Annotated in this window: 19 protein-coding genes and 1 pseudogene; 7 read left to right on the forward strand and 13 right to left on the reverse strand. The window is 38.8% G+C overall.

Annotated elements, in window-relative coordinates; genetic code table 11:
- The first annotated feature begins 5 nt into the window (after positions 1–5).
- Positions 6–806 carry a tRNA cyclic N6-threonylcarbamoyladenosine(37) synthase TcdA gene (gene tcdA, locus C427_RS14590; RefSeq protein ID WP_007635208.1) on the forward strand — a complete coding sequence of 267 codons (801 nt, stop codon included), beginning with the start codon at positions 6–8 and terminating at the stop codon, positions 804–806.
- Here tcdA and C427_RS14595 read toward each other — a convergent pair.
- Positions 803–1444: a hypothetical protein gene (locus C427_RS14595; RefSeq protein ID WP_007635209.1), complete on the reverse strand. Its 642-nt coding sequence runs from the start codon at positions 1442–1444 to the stop codon at positions 803–805. The two genes, tcdA and C427_RS14595, sit on opposite strands and share 4 nt — an antisense overlap.
- Positions 1445–1605: 161 nt before the next feature.
- On the opposite strand from C427_RS14595, the gene C427_RS14600 reads away from it, so the two are divergent.
- Positions 1606–2019 (forward strand): hypothetical protein, encoded by a 414-nt coding sequence (locus C427_RS14600; RefSeq protein WP_034898642.1) that lies wholly within the window; start codon positions 1606–1608, stop codon positions 2017–2019.
- Between the two features lie 23 nt (positions 2020–2042).
- On the opposite strand, the gene C427_RS14605 is transcribed toward C427_RS14600, so the two are convergent.
- From C427_RS14605 to C427_RS28235, 9 genes are all read right to left on the reverse strand, one after another.
- Complete coding sequence (locus tag C427_RS14605) at positions 2043–2537, reverse strand: DUF2919 domain-containing protein (protein ID WP_007635211.1); 495 nt, start codon at positions 2535–2537, stop codon at positions 2043–2045.
- Between the two features lie 45 nt (positions 2538–2582).
- The gene (locus C427_RS14610) at positions 2583–3755 is read right to left on the reverse strand and encodes a GGDEF domain-containing protein (protein WP_015431004.1); all 1173 of its coding nucleotides are present in this window, start codon (positions 3753–3755) and stop codon (positions 2583–2585) included.
- Complete coding sequence (locus tag C427_RS27650) at positions 3724–4380, reverse strand: hypothetical protein (RefSeq protein ID WP_051075193.1); 657 nt, start codon at positions 4378–4380, stop codon at positions 3724–3726. Before C427_RS27650 ends, C427_RS14610 begins: the two co-directional genes overlap by 32 nt.
- 100 nt (positions 4381–4480) lie before the next feature.
- Entirely contained in the window at positions 4481–4684 is a 204-nt protein-coding gene (locus C427_RS14615; protein ID WP_007635214.1) for a hypothetical protein, read from the reverse strand.
- 217 nt (positions 4685–4901) lie between these two features.
- Entirely contained in the window at positions 4902–6551 is a 1650-nt protein-coding gene (gene ggt / locus C427_RS14620) for a gamma-glutamyltransferase (RefSeq protein ID WP_407636110.1), read from the reverse strand.
- Positions 6552–6628: 77 nt separating this feature from the next.
- Positions 6629–8002 carry a Na+/H+ antiporter NhaC family protein gene (locus tag C427_RS14625; protein WP_007635216.1) on the reverse strand — a complete coding sequence of 458 codons (1374 nt, stop codon included), beginning with the start codon at positions 8000–8002 and terminating at the stop codon, positions 6629–6631.
- Between the two features lie 65 nt (positions 8003–8067).
- The gene (locus C427_RS14630; protein WP_007635218.1) at positions 8068–8517 is read right to left on the reverse strand and encodes an Lrp/AsnC family transcriptional regulator; all 450 of its coding nucleotides are present in this window, start codon (positions 8515–8517) and stop codon (positions 8068–8070) included.
- Between the two features lie 481 nt (positions 8518–8998).
- The gene (locus C427_RS14640) at positions 8999–9385 is read right to left on the reverse strand and encodes a DUF6817 domain-containing protein (protein WP_007635227.1); all 387 of its coding nucleotides are present in this window, start codon (positions 9383–9385) and stop codon (positions 8999–9001) included.
- Positions 9382–9504, reverse strand: a complete 123-nt coding sequence (locus C427_RS28235; protein ID WP_007635229.1) for a hypothetical protein — start codon at positions 9502–9504, stop codon at positions 9382–9384. Before C427_RS28235 ends, C427_RS14640 begins: the two co-directional genes overlap by 4 nt.
- A 281-nt stretch (positions 9505–9785) precedes the next feature.
- Between C427_RS28235 and C427_RS25045 the strand changes: the two genes are divergently transcribed.
- The 3 genes and pseudogenes from C427_RS25045 (at position 9786) to C427_RS27655 (ending at position 11191) form a co-directional block, all read left to right on the forward strand.
- On the forward strand, positions 9786–10103 hold the full coding sequence (locus tag C427_RS25045; RefSeq protein ID WP_015431007.1) for an AMP-binding protein: 318 nt from the start codon (positions 9786–9788) through the stop codon (positions 10101–10103).
- A gap of 149 nt (positions 10104–10252) precedes the next feature.
- Positions 10253–10804: pseudogene (locus C427_RS14645) on the forward strand (AMP-binding protein); the annotation flags it as partial.
- Positions 10805–11065: 261 nt separating this feature from the next.
- Positions 11066–11191 carry a hypothetical protein gene (locus tag C427_RS27655; RefSeq protein WP_236613786.1) on the forward strand — a complete coding sequence of 42 codons (126 nt, stop codon included), beginning with the start codon at positions 11066–11068 and terminating at the stop codon, positions 11189–11191.
- A 152-nt stretch (positions 11192–11343) separates the two neighbouring features.
- On the opposite strand, the gene C427_RS14650 is transcribed toward C427_RS27655, so the two are convergent.
- Together C427_RS14650 and C427_RS14655 are read right to left on the reverse strand one after the other, a co-directional pair.
- The gene (locus tag C427_RS14650) at positions 11344–11688 is read right to left on the reverse strand and encodes a 5-carboxymethyl-2-hydroxymuconate Delta-isomerase (protein WP_007635231.1); all 345 of its coding nucleotides are present in this window, start codon (positions 11686–11688) and stop codon (positions 11344–11346) included.
- 342 nt (positions 11689–12030) lie between these two features.
- Complete coding sequence (locus tag C427_RS14655) at positions 12031–12351, reverse strand: hypothetical protein (RefSeq protein ID WP_007635233.1); 321 nt, start codon at positions 12349–12351, stop codon at positions 12031–12033.
- A 384-nt stretch (positions 12352–12735) separates the two neighbouring features.
- Between C427_RS14655 and asnS the strand changes: the two genes are divergently transcribed.
- Positions 12736–14133 carry an asparagine--tRNA ligase gene (gene asnS / locus C427_RS14660; protein WP_007635235.1) on the forward strand — a complete coding sequence of 466 codons (1398 nt, stop codon included), beginning with the start codon at positions 12736–12738 and terminating at the stop codon, positions 14131–14133.
- A 585-nt stretch (positions 14134–14718) separates the two neighbouring features.
- On the opposite strand, the gene C427_RS14665 is transcribed toward asnS, so the two are convergent.
- Positions 14719–15501, reverse strand: a complete 783-nt coding sequence (locus tag C427_RS14665; protein ID WP_007635237.1) for a PhzF family phenazine biosynthesis protein — start codon at positions 15499–15501, stop codon at positions 14719–14721.
- Between the two features lie 381 nt (positions 15502–15882).
- On the opposite strand from C427_RS14665, the gene C427_RS14670 reads away from it, so the two are divergent.
- Positions 15883–17004 (forward strand): zinc-binding dehydrogenase, encoded by a 1122-nt coding sequence (locus tag C427_RS14670; protein ID WP_007635239.1) that lies wholly within the window; start codon positions 15883–15885, stop codon positions 17002–17004.
- Positions 17005–17028 lie beyond the last annotated feature (24 nt).

Below are 17028 nucleotides of genomic sequence, written 5' to 3' on the forward strand. Positions count from 1 at the left end.
AGTTTATGGAACAGCAGCAACTAACAAAACAGCGTTTTGGTGGCACTGAGCGCCTTTATGGCGTGTCAGGAACAGATGTTTTACAGCAATCACATGTATGTGTGGTTGGCATTGGAGGCGTGGGTTCTTGGGTGGCGGAAGGGTTGGCAAGGACTGCTCTTGGGCAGATCACTTTGATTGATTTAGATGATATATGTGTCACCAACACCAACCGACAAATCCATGCACTACAGAATACGGTGGGTGAACCAAAAGTAGAGGCCATGGCTCAGCGAATTATGCAGATTAATCCAGCATGTCGAGTCAGTCAAATTGAAGACTTTGTGACACCGGATAACGTTTCAGAATTACTGAATAACGCATACGATTATGTAGTAGACGCTACCGATAGCATTAAAGCTAAGACGGCGATGGTAGCATATTGCAAACGCAATAAAATTCCGATTATTACCATTGGTGGAGCCGGTGGACAAATTGATCCAACGCAAGTGGCAGTAACGGATCTGAGTAAAACAATTCAAGACCCATTAGCAGCAAAGTTACGTTCAGAACTCCGCAGATTTTATAATTTCAGTACCAATCCCAAACGCCGTTTTGGAGTTGATTGTGTTTACTCTACTGAGCAACTTCGATACCCGCAGCCTGATGGTAGTGTTGGCTCTAAGAAATCCCTCACAGATGAAAGTGTCAAATTAGACTGTAATAATGGCTTGGGCGCGGCCGTAGCCGTCACCGCTACATTTGGATTTGTCGCCGCGGCAAGGGTAATAGAAAAGCTAATCAGTAAACATAATAAATCAGATTAGAGACGATCACTTGTCGTTTTAAACTTTTTAAAATCTAAGAATAAAGCGACGCTCAACCAGATACTCACCGCAATAACTAAAAACCAAGTATTTTCTGCCATTTGCATGACCTGTTCACTTAGTACTGATGTCCCCCAAATAAGCAGTAAATAATAGGGTAAGTTAAGCAACCCTGCCCAAAGGACTACCTTTGCTGATTTGTGATTTGCACCTTGGCTGAACATAAAAAATGCCAAAGAATTAATATGTATCATGGCCACCAACAAACTTTTTACTGATAAATTTGACTGATGTTGTTTGTCATCACCAAAATTTCTACCTAAAAGATAGTTAATACAAGAGCCCAATGTTGCTGCAACCACCATTGCTAAGGTTAAAAAGAGTATATCTTGAGGCTCAGGTTTAGATAATACAACCAACACCACAGCAAAGAACTGACCGGGAAAGTAAAACCCAACATAGACAACAGATTCTAATAAAATAATAAACAAAATAAGTAAATAAAAGTAATCATCAAAATTTGTTTTTAGGCCTTGCAACAGGTCTAATCCTGAAGGGATAACCTCGTAAGTCACTAAAACTGATAACAAACACAGTGCAATGAGCGCTGATAATGGTAAAACAAAAGAATACTTCAAAAATAAAAACGCCTATGGTTTTGTTAACTAGCTATTACGAAAACAGCAGTCAACAGATCAACGAAGCAAATCAAGGTTTACTGCAACGATATTATTGTCTAATCGACAAATCACCTTATAAGCAACACAATAACCTTATTAATGACCCAAAGAGACAAAATATGCAAATGACATCGGCAGAACTAACAGATTTAATGATAGACAGCTCGCAAAACGCGGTAACCACTACTGAACAAGAGTTCAATCTTACCTTAGATGGTTCTGAGCAAAGCATTGATGTGGTCGATGATGTCATTTTAAGCTGGTTAGGCAGATATAAAGATCAAGCACTAGAAGATAACGCAGTATTTACCATTTGTAATATCTACGGTGCTTATGTCGGTGAGATTTTTCGCAATAAAGTGGGTGGAAATTGGACTTACGATGAATCAGATCCGAATGCACCTTATGTAGTATTGAACTATGCAGGCAGTACTTATGCGTTTGCTGGTATTTGTTACCAACGTTTAGTAAATGATAGTCAGATAAGTGTTAGAAGTTATTTCGACCAAGCACTGGCTAACAATATACAGTAAAAAAAAGCCCCAAAACTTGATGCTTATGGTTTTACTTCTGGCGATATCTGGCTCGATTTTTTCCAGTCCAACAACATCATTTGGGTGTGTTTATCTTTGATTAAAAAGTAAAAAACTAATGAATCAAGTAATAATGTAATGGCAATTAGCCATGAGAATTGCCAATGTTCAATATTAGCCAGCATGACATGTAAGCCTAAATCAGCTAACACAGATAAAATTAGAAATGGTTTGATACATGAAAACATCCAACATTTATCGGCATGCCAAATTTTTTCTCTAAACCCTAATAACAGTAGCGCCAAAAAAGCCGGAAATGCGATAGCGAGGCAAATATACAGATAGCGTTTTTCAGGATAAAACAGTGCTAACAACTGGTCACTGTTTTCTCGAACCGACACTGAACCAATCAATATCATCAGGCTTCTGGATAAAAACCCGATACAAAGGTATAAAGCCACAGCCGGCTTCACTCGACCAGCATCATCATAATATTTAAGGGGTAACAACAGTTTCATGGTTAAGAAGCTACAAAAATATAGATGTTGGGGGTGAAAAAAATATCATGACTTGCGCAATACATTGCGAATTTCAGCTAATAGGTCATCGGCATCAGCAAGACTGTTGACCGAGCTATACAAATGCATATTGGAGTGAACTTCCACCTTATCCCCGTTACCAACTTTAAAGCTAACATCGGTTAGGGCTTTTTGAATTCTTGAGAGCAACTCTTTGGCAACCATATCTTCAATATTAACTAAACAAACAATAAATTGATCTGCACCAACACGGCCAACAATGTCTTTTTCTCTGGTTACCTGCTTAAAACATTCAGCGACGTGTTGCAACGCCAATTCACCCGCCTTGTAACCATACTCTGCGTTGATAGTAGTAAAATTACTCACATCAAACAGCGCCAGTGCGTTTACTTTTTCATCTTTAGGTACTTTGACTTTTTTAATTTTAGCGACTACTGAATGTTCATTAGATAACCCTGTAAGAGGATCCGTGGCTAACTTAAGAAGATATCCCCTCCCCCAAGTTAAATAGCCCACACCGATTAAACCTAAGGTAGTCATTAACACTAGTAAAATGATCTGCAAACGCTGCTCTTCAGATTCAGCTAAGCTCGTTTCTAGGCCAATAACCTCATTTTGCAGGTTAGCCACGCCCAGAACACGTGCAGAATTCTGTTGTTTTTTAATCTTATCTAGCGAAATAGAAGAATAGTCATCAAAACTAAGTTTCGCAGCTTCAACATCCCCAAAAAACAAGTAAGCTTTCACCAAGAAAGCATTGTAATACAGATGTTTAGACAGGCGAGCGGGCATAGATGAAGCCGTATCCTTTTGTTTTTGTAAAAAATCACTGACACAAATTCTATCTTCATCATGTAAACATAAGGCAGCAACATACCAGTCATATAACATCTGCATAGTGGGGTCGAAAATTTGCTCTAGGAAAACCCTCCAACTTCGCAAACTCTTGCGCAAAAACTCATAGTCGTCAGTGCGATAAGCTTGACGACTTTGGGCAAAGTGATACCAACTATTGGTTAAGGGTGTATTCACTTTTAAGTTGCGCCTACCCAACTCCTCAATCATCAAATTAGCGTTCTCGTAATCACCACTGCCAGTGTAAGCTGTGATTAAACTGATCAAAGGTGCAAGTTGGTTTTTTTCTTCATAGACATTTAAACCAATTTCATAAGCTTTTTTTATACTGCTCAGCAGCAAGCGCTCGCTGACCTATTTTGCCATACAACAAGCCAATGTTGTTATGGATATGCGCTAAGGATTCTAAATCACGCCCTTCAGAATAGGATTTAAGCAAGGCAAACAAACGCCCAAGTTTAACCCCTATATCTTGGTTACCTTGCTCACAAACAGTGATGAGTCCGAGTTGCGAGCTCAAATAAACATCACTAAATCTGCCTTTAGCCAGTTGTTCAGATTGGCGATAATAATCACATCTTTCAGGTTTTTCCTGCACATCAAAAATAAAACCTAATTGATAATGCATACTGGCATAACTCTGAGAGTTTTCGTCTATTTCAGGCTCTAATAGGAGGTTTTCAAGCATAAATTGCGCTTTATCATTTTTGCCAACACAGATTAACCAATGCGCTTTGTGCACATTTAACTTGATAAGTTGCTCTGGTAAAACATTGCGCTGCTTTAAATATTCGTCTACTTGCGGCATAAATTCATCATCAGGACAATTATAGGTAGCCACTTGAATACGTTGAATAAAGTCATCGACATTTTCAGCTAAAACAAATTGTGAATAGGCAACAAAAAAAAAGCCAAAAAATGTGGCTTTTAAAATAGGGGGTAAATGGTTATTTTGCATATATTTCATATCCGTTAACCATAAATGTTACCGGTGTTTTTATCCAGCCAAATTAGTGTGAAACGGATAAAATAAGTGACTTAATTCAAAATAAGCTAAAGCATAAATATTATCTGGGTAATAAATAGCTTGTTGAGTTGTCATTAGACACAAGGCCCGCATCCAAAGCTTGGTGTGCATCATCATGCAAACTTATTCCAGTAAATTTACATGCCTTAACATGAACTAATGTATTACTTGAGTAAACAAACTGCCCAAACTCACAACACGATAAAGTAAAAAATACGACCCAAAATAAGGTTTTGTTAGACATTCCCTGCTCCATTTAATAAATAACATATAAACAAATTTGTATATATTTTATTTATTGAGAGCAAGTCTAAAGCCAAAATTTAATAACCAACACTTTCAACTACTTAGACGCAGCATAAAATTTCGCAGTGAATAAAAAGCCAATCATTGATTAATTTAACTAAATTTTGCGTTATTTCGAAATACTAATTACCCCGTCACAAGTGGATATTAGGAACTTAAAACACTATAGATTTTCCACGCCCATTACCTTCTGAAGCAGCATCAATTTTGCCTTCATGATTTAAAATGACCTGCATATCTCCAAAACGTCGCTTACTCATGATGTAGCCCATTTGTTCTAATTCAGAAATAACAGCAGGATCAACTCCGTCATGGTAACGAATAACATCTTTGGGTAATAGTTGATGATGAAACCTAGGTTTATTGACTACATCTTCAGCACTCATAGAAAACTCCAAGGCATTTAAAATAGACAGATAGACCGAACTTATAATGGTGGTTCCGCCAGGTGAACCGGTCACAAAGCTTACTTCACCGTCTTTTAACACCATGCTTGGAGTCATAGAAGATAACATACGTTTTTTTGGTTGAATTTCGTTAGCTTGGCCGCCTACTGCACCAAATACATTGGCTACTCCAGGTTTAGAACTAAAGTCATCCATTTCATCGTTTAATAAAAATCCTGCGCCCTCGACTACCACGCCACTGCCATACCCAAGATTAATTGTGGTGGTATTCGATACAGCATTGCCCCATTTATCCATAATTGAAAAATGCGTAGTTTGTTCGCTTTCTTTCAGCCCAGGTTTTACCAATTCAGTCACTGAAATTGAATCTCTTAATATCGTTTGGCTGCGCATCGCGATATATTCATCACTAATTAAACTTACAACAGGTACTTCTACAAAGTCAGGATCACCTAGGTATTCAGCACGATCAGCAAATACACGTTTGCCAATTTCTGCAAGTAAATGTAAATATGCCGCAGAGTTGTGGGTGAGTTTCTGTTGATCGCGGGTTATTAAGTCATACATTTTTAGCCATTGTATAATAGCGATACCACCAGAGCTGGGCGGTGGCGATGTAAGTAATTGATATTCTCGCCAATTAGAACTAATAGGCGTACGAGACTTAGCCTCATAAGACAATAAATCTTGTTCTGTTACCAAGCCCTTTTCTTTGCGCATAAAATCACTGATGATTTTTGCCGTTTGTCCTTTATAAAATCCGTCTCTTCCCTGATCACGAATACGTTTTAAGGTATCTGCCAATTCTAATTGTTTAAACAGCTGATCCGCTTTTGCGCCTGCAAAATAGTCTTTGAAGTTAACGTCAAAACCACGTTTTTCCAGTCTAGCGATATACCTTTCAATAGATTGTGCAAGCTTGGGGTGAACCTTAAATCCCTGCTCTGCCAGGTTAAAGGCAGGTTCTACTAATTCTTTCCAAGGTAAACTGCCATATTTTTCGTGGGCTAACCACATTCCTGCTACAGTGCCCGGTACCCCGGATGCTAAAATACCAATGACCGACTGATAAGGGATGACGTCACCGTTCTCATCCAAATACATATCCCTGTGAGAGGACAAAGGTGCTTGTTCGCGATAATCGATAAAATCACTTTTTTTATCTTTGTAAACCAGCATAAAGCCACCTCCGCCAATATTGCCAGCTTCTGGTAGGGTAACGGCTAAAACAAATTGCGCAGCAATGGCAGCATCGACCGCGTTACCGCCTTTTTGTAAAATATCTTTGGCTACATCTGCACTATAACTATCAGGCATAGCTACTGCAGCTTGCCTCACTGTGGGTGTAGATAAGAGTTGTGCCTCGTCAACCTGCTCAGTACATGCAAATAGGCACATACTGATAAGCAAAAGAAAAACGTGGCCCATAAATTTATTTGGTGTTGTCCCGAGAGGCATCATTTTTTCCTTAATGTTTAAATCATTATTAAACTGGCGATAAAATATCCAAGAAATGCCAAGACGCCGCCGAACAGCGCATAAGGCATTTGTGTGCGCACATGGGTCAATAAATCACAACCCGATGCGATAGAAGATACAGCGGTAGTGTCAGAGATAGGTGAACAATGATCACCAAATACACCTCCTCCTAAAATAGCGGCTATTACCAGTGATGGGGGTAATCCTAGTGTTTGGATCAATGGGACCCCAATCGGAATGAGTATTGCAAAAGTCCCCCAAGAAGTGCCTGTGCTAAATGACATCATTCCCCCTGCTAAAAACAATACAGGTACAATCAAACTAATAGGCAGATAATCCCCCACCATACCAGCCACAAAAATCCCCGTTCCGAGTTCCTTTAAACTCGCGCCTAGTGTCAAAGAAAACAAGACTATCGTCACTAAAGGTAATATTTCACCCATACCTTTAAAGCCCGTATCGACCAATTCTTTGTGAGAGAATTGTTTTGAACTGAGTAATAAAATATAGGCTACAAAACAGGCAAACACCGTTGCGTAAAGAACAGATTTGCTACCATCTCCGCTAGCTAAGTCGCCGTTTCCAGTCCACAACATAAAGCCAATCATGGCCAAAATCATACTGGCCAAAGGTAGTAACATAAAACGTGCTTTTGTAGGTTGAACAGGAACTTGCTCCCCCTCCAGCTTGGCTAACTCATGCTCAGCGTCTTTCATCGGCCCATGAACTTTGTCAGCCAATATCGTATACAACACTAAGACCAAGGCAATAATCGCATAAAAATTAAGAGGTATCGTCCCCCATAAAATTGATACAGCACTTTGTTCGAATTCATAGTTACTCAACAGGGCTAAGATAAATGCTCCCCATCCATTAAGCAGAATAAGAATGCAAATAGGCGCACTGGTACTATCGATAACATAAGCCAGCCTAGCGCGGCTCATTTTAAATTTGTCGAATAAACCTCGGGCTAAAATACCGGAGGCCAGTACGCTGAGATTGGATTCAATAAACACAACAGTACCGGTAAACATTGTGAGTAAACCCACCTGTTTTTTACTTTTAGCCACCCCTTTGTTGATCAATAGTTCAACTGTGGCAGTTACCCCACCTGAATAACGCATGTAAGCTAACATGGCCCCAATTAATAGGCTAAATAACAAAATACGACTATTGCTCGCCGAAACCACAATTTCAATCACCCGTTCGATTGAACCAATTGTGCCGGTAAATAATACTTCGGTTTTATTTTGATAAGCGAGTAACCACTCAGCAGACAATATTGCTGCAACCAAAGCTAAAATGACTTCTTTGCGCCAAAATACAATAATGATGGCAATAATGGGGGGTAAAATGGAATACCAATGCATACACGAACCTTATTATGATGACACGTTTTTTATTTGGTTAGTTTTAAAAGCCTGTTTTTAAGCGCTTATAGAGGCAAAGCAGTAGTATATTTAATTTGTTCCATCGCGAAGCTCGATGTCACATCAGACAAATCTACACCGCCTACCAATCTCTTATAAAATACATCAAAGGCTTGCATGTCTGCTACTACTACTTTGAGCATATAATCATATTCACCACTCATTCGATAAAATTCAACAATTTGCTCAATGTTTGCAGCGTGATCGGCAAACGTTTTTAGCCAAATAGAGTCATGCTTCGCCGCTTTAACTTGCACAAATACCGTCATACCTAATCCAATTTTTTCAGGGTTAAGTAAAACGACACGTTTATCAATGATGCCTTGTTTTTCAAGAGACTGAATACGTCTCCAACAAGGTGTAGTGCTTAAACCTATTTGTTCTGCAATGTCGGCCACTGATTGGGTGGCATCTTTTTGCAATAATCTAAGTATTTCACGATCTAATTTATCCATGACTTTTTTTATCAATTTATTGAAATTTAATAGAGTATTTTTTTTATTATATCAAAACATCAAGAATTTACATGCAATCTTATTTATAGACTAGCCACTCAAAATATTTAGCATATGGGTTAACAAGAGAATTAATACATGGCGACACCCATTGATGCTTAACACAATTATATCTGCCTTAGCGACCAGAATCATGCTGTAGTTCCTACTCCTAGCGTATTTAACAATACCAATTTGACTTTAGAAAAAACGCCTTCAGTACAGTCAATTAGCTTGGTTAAAAAGCACTCAGCTCTCTCTAAGTAACTAATTTTTTCTGCTTCGATATGATTGCATGAAATCGTTGTGGTATCGCTTGGCATGTTATCTGGTAAGGCTGCATGGACAGCTATCAATTTAGGACAAAAATCCAAAACAAAACACGTAAATTTTAAAATGGTCATGCAAAAACATATTCAATTTTTCGCTTAGCACTGTCGCTTTAAAACCCTTGCATTCGACTAAACAAGTCCGCTAGTTTAGTACTATTGTTAGCAACAAATTCTGGATTATTGATAGCAAGAACAGCTGCGTTAGCGGCGGTTAGTTCACATAACTGGCGAACCAACTCAAAAGATATAGCTGTTTGTTTAGAAGTTACCCAGTCATAAAATATGGGATTGTCTGTGAGCCCAAACTGAGAATAAAAAGCATCTCTGTCACAAGCAAAATAGTGGTAAATGATATTTTCTACTTCAGTTCCAATAACAACTGCCACCTCTGCTCTTTGTGATAACTCAAATATGTTCTGTCCTGAAGCAGAATTACTATAAGCAGCATGATATAACCCAGCTTGTTGCAATATTTCTGATGCGTTCCACGCCTTCAATAGACACCTTGTACCTTCAATAGACACCTTGTACCTTCAAGGTGGGGAATAACTGAAACATTTAGCTGTTCACATTTCCCAGCACCTAGCTCTATCAACAGCCGAAGTTTTTCATCCATTTTCAATCCTATATCTTAGGTCAACTAACAAACTAATATTATATTTAATCATATAAATTACCACTGCAAGAAAAGTTCTGAAGTCACTTCAACCAGTTTCTGGTATGGGTTGGTACTTACCAAAATGTATATGTTACGCTTATTTTAGCTAATCATAAAAAGATGTCGTAATACTATTATTTAATATTAGTATGGATGTGTACATAACCACTTAGACCATCAATTTATAAATTTCACCGGTAACAGCATAGACTATAACAACCCTAAATATGGAGTGATAAATGCTTGGAAATTTGTATTTAAACGGCAGATTAACAGATAGATCTGACTTTGAAAGCAGCTCAAAAAAACTAGCCGCTGTTTTACAAATACAAGGTGTGGTGGAAGGCGATACTATTGCTGTATTAATGCGTAACGATGTTAGATACCTAGAAGTTATCCAAGCCTGTCGATACTTAGGCAGTTACTTTGTGCCTCTAAACTGGCATTCGGTCGCGACTGAAATTCAGCATATTATGGAAGACTCAGGCGCAAAAGTACTCATTGCACATAAAGACTTAGTTCACCAGTTTGATGAACAAATGCTCCCGAAATATTGATTGCTACCTTCCCTACACCACCAGAAGTTACAAAAAGTTATCACCTCGATGTTGGCTGATGCAGCAAAACAGCTGATACCGCTTTAGAGCTTGAGTTGGCATTGCAATCAGCCGAAGAAATCGGCACACAACACAAACCTTTTAGAGGCATGTTCGCCTATACTTCGGGCAGTACCGGCAGACCGAAGGGGATTAAACGTAAGACACTAGACAGCATTACGGATAGATATGCGGTGTACCAAGGGCTGTCTAAATCATTAATGCAATTAACCGCAAACGACAGATTTTATGTTGCTGCGCCTATTCATCACAGCGCTCCCAATACATAAAGTCTGTGCAGACTTGCAGCATCAGATGTAAATATTTATATGTCTACTAAGTTTGATCCTGAACACTTTCTCTCCGCCATAAACCAATATAAAATCACTCATATTTATATAGTGCCAACCATGATGATTAGGTTGTTAAAGCTACCAAAATCTGTGCGTGAACAATATGATTTGAGCTCCCTGAAATACGCCCTTTCCACTGGTTCAGCTTGTCCCGCAGATATTAAAACCGCCATGATAGACTGGTTTGGTCCAATATTTTATGAATCATATGGAGCCAGTGAAATTGGATTTATGACGTTAGTATCATCCTCTGAGGCATTACAGAAACCAGGCTCTGTAGGCAAGGTAGTCCCAGGTGGCACCATCAAAATATTGGATGAAAACAAACAAGAATTAGGCCCGCACCAATCAGGACTAATTTATGTCGACTTGCCTATGTTTGGTAAATTTGATTACACCAATTTTGACGGCGATAGCAGCGAATATACTTATCAAAACTATACTTCAGTAGGTGACATAGGATTTTTAGACAACGATGGCTATTTGTTTATTAATGACCGTCAAAAGGATATGATTACTTCAGGTGGAGCGAGCATATTCCCACTCGAAATAGAGTCGATATTAATTCAAATGAGTGACATAGTTGACTGTGCTATTTTTGGCGCACCACACCCTGAGTTTGGCGAAATGGTAGTGGCTGCGGTGCAATGTCAGCCAAAAAAAATGTCACTTTTGAGCAAATTCATGAATTTTTAGATGGCAACCTAACCCGTTTCAAATTTCCTATAAACCTGGATATACATCACGATCTCCCAAGGGAAGACAGTGGCCAAATATTTAAACAGAAATTACGAACACCGTAATTATTTTGAACAGTGCTAACACTGTTCAAAGTTTTTCGAGTTGTGTCACTCAATCACTCGCTTTTTGTAACTCACTTTCTCGATATCCACGACTTCAATAGTCAGAGAAACCGGTGGCTGTAAAAACTCACTGACCTTATCCGATACTAATTTTGTAAGGTCTTTTTTCTGTTGATGATCCCTACCTTGTAGTATTTTTAAAGTAATATGAATAAAAGGTGAGTCGGATAAGCCTGTTTGATAATGAGTAAATTCAATAGCCCGCGTTTTGATCGACGACTCATCGAATAATTCTGATGCAAATACGCTGCCGTGCACCAAACTCACTAACTCTTTAATAGATAGCTTATTTTCTAAAGTTTTAGAATATTCGATAATACAGTGAGGCATTACATAGACCTAATTTAAGATAAAACATCAATTAAAATAAGAGCTTAACAACTTGATGAAGAACATGGGATATAGTAAATTTCAAACAAAACATGAAAAAATTGATGCTCAATATCATTCTCAATAATAAGATATCGACACAGCATGAATGACACATTTTCATTCATTAGCTGAAAAACATCATCAGCTAATTTTTAACATGTGCATCACTTTCAAATCATTTTTCGATTTTAATGGCTTAAAAGTAATAGCAAATTAATTACTGCCTACCCAAGGACAATTACCAAGCAACTTAAATGATTCAAACCTTTTATAATGAGGTGCGCTTATAATGTGATGCACTTATAATAAAGCGCGCTGAAAATCAAAATATAAAATAATTAAGCTCGATACAGCGGTCACCATCAGAATATAACCATTAATACCAAAATGATCTTTGTCACGGCGGTTTCGTCTACGTTTCATGATTAATACCGTCACACTGATAAACACACACAGTGACAACAGAGCAACTAAATATATAGTGAGCGTTTTAGACCACTCTTGACGCCCTTCTACCCCCAAAAATGCTTGCACCCCTGAAATAAATTCAGGGCGGGCATCATGAAACACTAACAGCGCACCAATAAACACAAACCAACCCAAAACATTGATAAGTATCATGCATTGAAAAAAACTTGTCGTGTTCTCTTGGCAACTTTCTTCTGTTTTTAAGCATTTTTGATGTGTGCTCTATATTTTTCATATACTTAATAATACTAGCTTAATTGTCGATTTTTCTTGAGTCTAGGCGCTACCTGAGTAAGATTACACACCTTGCGAGATTAGCCAAGTAAACTGTATGTTAAAATGCAGTGAATTTGAGTTTTTTTTCAGGCGAATCTAAAGTTTCAAGAGTGTTTTTTGTCTCTGTTTTGTCTCCTTATTATGGCTTCCAGCAAAATTCAGTAGATTTGAGGTTACATATTGTTCTTTTGCCTATGCTTTGAAAAACAGTTTATATTAAATGATGACGGGATCGATATCCCAATAATTGGAGAGAAGTAAATGGCGCACGCCCCGGTGGCAGATATTTTTGCCGGTAAATATTCAGTTGGTGACCAAGTTACAGTTAAAGGGTGGGTTCGTACTCGCCGTGATTCAAAAGCAGGTTTATCTTTTATTGCATTACATGATGGTAGCTGTTTTGATCCTATTCAGGTGATTGCATTGAGTTCCATCGAAAATTACTCTGATATCCAAAAGCTGACTACCAGTTGTTCACTGGTGGTGACCGGCTCATTGAAGGCATCACAGGGTCAAGGTCAATCCTTAGAAATTGAAGCATCGACAATTGAAATAATTGGTTGGGTAGAAAATCCAGACACTTATCCTATGGCACCTAAACGCCACAGCCTGGAATATTTACGTGAACATGCACATTTACGTGCACGAACTAACGTAGGCGGCGCAGTTACACGTGTGCGTAACTGTTTATCTCAAGCCATTCATCGTTTTTTCTATGAACAGGGTTATTGCTGGGTAAGTACTCCAATCTTGACAGCAAGCGATACCGAAGGAGCGGGGGAGATGTTTAGAGTATCTACTTTAGATATGCAAAATGTCCCTAAGACTGAAGCAGGCGAAGTTGATTACAGCCAAGACTTTTTTGGCAAAGAAACTTTTTTAACCGTATCAGGCCAGTTAAATGGTGAAACTTACGCCACTGCCATGTCAAAGATTTATACCTTCGGCCCCACTTTTAGAGCTGAAAACTCGAACACTAGCCGCCATTTGGCCGAGTTTTGGATGATCGAACCTGAAGTCGCCTTTGCCGATTTAGCGGACATAGCCCAGCTATCCGAAGATTTGCTTAAATACGTTTTCAAAGCCGTTCTAGCAGAGCGCCCAGATGATATGGCATTTTTTGCCGAGCGTATCAATAAAGAAGCCATATCTCGTTTAGAAAAAGTCATAGACCAAGACTTTGTGCGTATGGATTACACACAAGCCATTGAGATTTTACAAAATTGTGGTAAAAAGTTTGAATTCCCTGTGAGCTGGGGTGTAGATTTATCGTCGGAGCATGAACGTTACTTAGCTGAAGTACATGTTGGCGCACCTATCATCATGCAAAACTACCCAAAAGACATTAAAGCCTTTTATATGCGCATTAATGACGATGGTAAAACGGTAGCGGCAATGGACGTATTAGCACCGGGCATTGGTGAAATCATCGGTGGTTCACAACGTGAAGAACGTCTTGATGTATTTGATCGTCGTTTAGCAGAAATGAATCTCGATCCAGAAGACTACAGCTGGTATCGCGACTTGCGTAAATACGGTACTGTACCCCATTCTGGCTTTGGCCTAGGTTTTGAACGTTTAGTCGCATATGTAACAGGCATGCAGAATGTCCGTGACGTGATTGCCTTCCCAAGAACACCGGGTAACGCTAGTTATTAAACATAGTTCGTTGTTATGTTTTAATTGAGCCATGCTTTGATTAAGCCACTTTTTAAGTGGCTTTTTTATGTATCCAAATAAACTATAATCAATTCATCTGTGCATCACGTGTATTCATTCAAATTAGTTTGCAAACCAAACGCTGAATAATCTGAAGCTTAAAATTAATCCTGCGACAGTCATCAACAAAAAAATGACTGTCAATATTCTGTATCCTAACCTCACAAACCAATATTTTATCTTGCCAAAAAAGTAACCTTCTTAATGGACTTAATAGGAAGATTGACAAAGGTATTTAGCATAATAAAAAGTAACAAACTCCAAATGAAACCAGCCAAACTGGGGGTCAAGTACACCTCTTCAATGTAGTATCCAATATTTAATAAAGAAGAGCAGAATATAGCGAGGCAAGTCAAACCTATAAATACCACTATAGGTCTTAACCAACGGACTTTGGAAGATATCGACGAAAGTGTTTCAAGCATTGTTACTTGACTCTATTAAATTTTAATCAGGTAGATAGTCCATCTAAAATAAACTATTGCAAATGGAGCTATAGAAAGCAAAATCTTAGGCTAAGAAGTTCTATATATTTATTTCGCCTGACATGTACTCCACTGCATTGCCGGTTAAAATAACTCTATCTTCAATTAATTTACAATGTACTATTCCACTTCGTTGGGATAATTGCCGTCCACTTAGTACAGATAAACCGAGGCGTTTCCCCCAATAAGGCGCTAATTCACAGTGTGCTGATCCCGTAACGGGATCTTCGTTAACTCTTAATTTAGGAAAAAAGCAGCGACTAACAAAGTCAACATCGCTACCTTGTGCCGTAACAACTACGCCCCTTAAGTCAAGATCTAACCACTGAGAAAAATCAGGATTAAGCTCAATCACCTCTTTTACACTACTTAACACCACCACATAATCAAATCCAGCCAATATTCTTTGGGCTGTGACTTTGCCTAATCCTAGTAATAACGCAGCAGGTACATCAACGGCCTGCAGTATAGAGGCAGGGAAGTCCATACTGAAACCCTGCTCTATTTTAGTCACCACCAATTGTCCACTCTTAGTATCAAAAATGGCGCTCGGGGCGGAATAATTGCAATATTGATACAATATATAAGCAGCAGCCAAAGTCGCATGACCACAAAGTTCCACTTCCTCGAGAGGCGTAAACCATCGAAGCTGAATGTTGTTGTCGGTCTGAACAAAAAATGCAGTTTCGGACAAATTATTTTCCTCTGCAATTTTTTGCAATAGATAATCATCCAACCAGCTTTCTAATGGACAAACAGCAGCGGGATTACCTTCAAACACCTTATTTGCAAAGGCGTCCACTTGATAGAGTTTTATTTTCATCTGGCTCCAGTAAAGACTTGATTTAGGTGGTTTTATATTGATTAGCTGTATTCGGTTTTATCATTTTTAGTGCGCTAAGTGAGGAGTGTGACTAGAATACTACACACTGTAGAGCTCAAGCCAGCAGTGTAATACCATTATCTAACGAGCTAACCTACACTTACCATACATATCAATTATCCAGATATGTTCACTAATAAAATGTTGCACCATCTTGGTATGCGTTACTGTTAAACACATATTATATTATGCAAATAATATACAAGGCAGCTTAAACAAACAGACCTGAATAACGAAATAAACCATATCAACACCACGCCATCGTATAAATTACATGCTGAGTTGTTGGTCATTTTTACCTTAATAGGAGAATTAATAACAGTGAACACATCAAAACAACTTTTTACCGAAATAACTTCAGATGCACAACTCAAAATATCCCTAATTGAACGGGATGTGCCGACACCTAAATCTCATGAAGTTATAGTTCGCATCAAAGCAGCTCCTATCAATCCATCAGATATGTGGCCGATGTTTGGTCCAGCTAATTTAGCTGAAGCAACTTATGATGCAGACAATAAAGTCATGACTGCACCTGTGCACAAAGGTATGTTACCGCGCATTAAGTCACGTTTAGACCAAGTGTTACCTATAGGTAATGAAGGTGCCGGAGTGGTAGTTGCGGCTGGAGATCACCCTGCTGCACAAGCATTAATGGGTAAAACAGTAGGTGTATTATCAGGTGCAGTTTATAGCGAGTATTGTTGTGTGCCTATGCAAGCATGTATTGTGCATAATGAAGGCACCACAGCTAAAGAAGCCGCATCATCTTTTGTGAATCCACTCACCGCATTGGGTATGGTCGAGACGATGCGCATGGAAGGACATTCTGGTCTGGTGCATACCGCTGCAGCGTCAGCATTGGGTCAAATGCTGAATAAAATCTGTCTTGCTGAAGACGTACCTTTAGTCAATGTTGTACGAAACCAACAACAGACCGATATCTTAAAAGAGATTGGCGCTAAACATATCTGCGATTCTTCTAGCCCCAGCTTTAAAGCTGATTTATATAAAGCAATTGAAGAAACAGGTGCCACCCTTGCTTTTGATGCTATTGGTGGCGGCGATCTAGTCAGCGACATTTTGACTGCAATGGAAGCAGTGGGCAGTAAAGACGCAGTGGGTTTTAATACCTACGGCTCAGAAGCAAACAAACAAGTATATATCTATGGTGGTTTAGACTTTTCCCCAACAGTGCTCAACCGTGCTTATGGTATGACATGGGGAATAGGCGGATGGTTGTTAATGCGCTTCTTGGGCAAATTGGCTCCCGCTCAGGTCGGTGAATTACACAAAAAAGTGGCAAATGAAATTAATACTACTTTTGCTTCTTCTTTTACCGAAGAGCTTAGCCTAGAAGAGGCCATGCAACCTAAAACTGTACTCAAATACAACGCTAAAAAGACCGGTGAAAAATACTTAATTAACCCGTCAAAAGCTTAAAACAATAAAGGGCGCATACAGCGC

Source organism: Paraglaciecola psychrophila 170 (genome assembly GCF_000347635.1).
GTDB lineage: Bacteria > Pseudomonadota > Gammaproteobacteria > Enterobacterales > Alteromonadaceae > Paraglaciecola > Paraglaciecola psychrophila.